Annotated in this window: 1 protein-coding gene; it reads left to right on the top strand. The window is 70.0% G+C overall.

The features are described from left to right. Positions 1-69 precede the first annotated feature (69 nt). Entirely contained in the window at positions 70-1335 is a 1266-nt protein-coding gene (locus ACIA8E_RS41935; protein ID WP_399307371.1) for an IS701 family transposase, read from the top strand. Positions 1336-1450 lie beyond the last annotated feature (115 nt).

The following is a 1450-nucleotide window of genomic DNA, read 5'->3' as shown; positions in this document are numbered from 1 at the left end:
CTAGTAGGGCTTGGTCAGGTCGGTTGTGGTGGTGCGTGTCCTGGGGGTCCGGTGTGGCGTTGAGAGTGTGTGACTCCGGACGAGATTGCTGTGGTGCGTGGCGAGTTGGAGACGTTCGCGGCGGAGGTGTTCGAGCCGTTTGCGCGCAAGGATCAGCGCCGGTGGGGGCAGGTTTATCTGCGGGGGCTGCTGACCGACGGGCAGCGTAAGTCGGTCGAGCCGATGGCCGCCCGGCTCGGGGAGGACGGCAATCGTCAGGCACTGGCCAACTTCATCACCACCAGCCCCTGGGACCCCGCGCACGTCCGGGCCCAGCTGGCCTGGCGGATGGAGGAGGCGATCGGGCCGGAGGCCCTGGTCTTCGACGACACCGGGTTTTTGAAGGACGGGACCGCGTCGGCGTGTGTGTCGCGGCAGTACACCGGCACCGCGGGCAAGGTCACCAACTGCCAGGTCGGCGTCTCACTCCACCTCGCGTCCGACCATGCCTCGGCGGCGGTCAACTGGCGGCTGTTCCTGCCCGGGACATGGGATCCCGCCTCACCGAAGGCCGATGCGGACAAGGTCGCCCGCCGCACCGCCTGCGGCATCCCGGACGATGTCGGGCATGTGGAGAAGTGGCAGCTGGCCCTGGACATGCTCGATGAGACCCGCTCCTGGGGGATCGAGGTGCCGCTGGTCATCGCTGATGCCGGATACGGCGATGCTGCCGCGTTCCGGCACGGACTGCAGGCCCGCGGCCTGAACTACGTGGTGGGGATCTCCGCCACGCTGTCGGCCCAGCCCGCCGGCGCGGTGCCGGTGGCCGAGCCGTACTCCGGGACCGGACGCCCGCCGGTGGCGAAGTATCCCGACAAGCCGCGGCCGGTGAAGGAGCTGGTCATCGCGGCGGGCCGGAAGGCGGCCAGGCCGGTCCAGTGGCGGGAGGGCTCCCGGCCCGGCACCGGCCACTCGGGCCGCAAGCGGATGTACTCCCGCTTCGTGGCCTTGCGCATCCGGCCTGCCGGACGCGAGGTCCGCCAGGCCACCGACGGCCCGGAGCTGCCGGAGTGCTGGCTGCTGGCCGAATGGCCCGCCGGTGAGAGCGAGCCGGTGCAGTTCTGGCTGTCCGACCTGCCCTCCGGCATGCCTCTGACCACGCTGGTCCGGCTCGCCAAACTCCGCTGGCGCATCGAACACGACTACCGGGAGATGAAACAGGCCCTGGGACTTGCCCACTTCGAGGGCCGGACCTGGGGCGGCTGGCACCACCACGTCACCCTCGTCTCCGTCGCGCACGCCTTCTGCACCCTGCAACGACTGGCCCAAGCCCCAAAAGACGCGGCGCCGGCCTGAGCCTCTACCAGGTCGTCCGCGAGCTGCAGATACTCCTCGCCCTCTGGACCGGCGCCTGCCCCACCTGCCACCGCGACATACCCACACCGATACGAACCTGACCAAGCCCTACTAG

This window comes from Streptomyces sp. NPDC051664, assembly GCF_044453545.1.
Taxonomy (GTDB): Bacteria; Actinomycetota; Actinomycetes; order Streptomycetales; family Streptomycetaceae; genus Streptomyces.
Note: the sequence above shows the minus strand (reverse complement) of the source record. Positions and strands in the feature narration are given on the sequence as shown.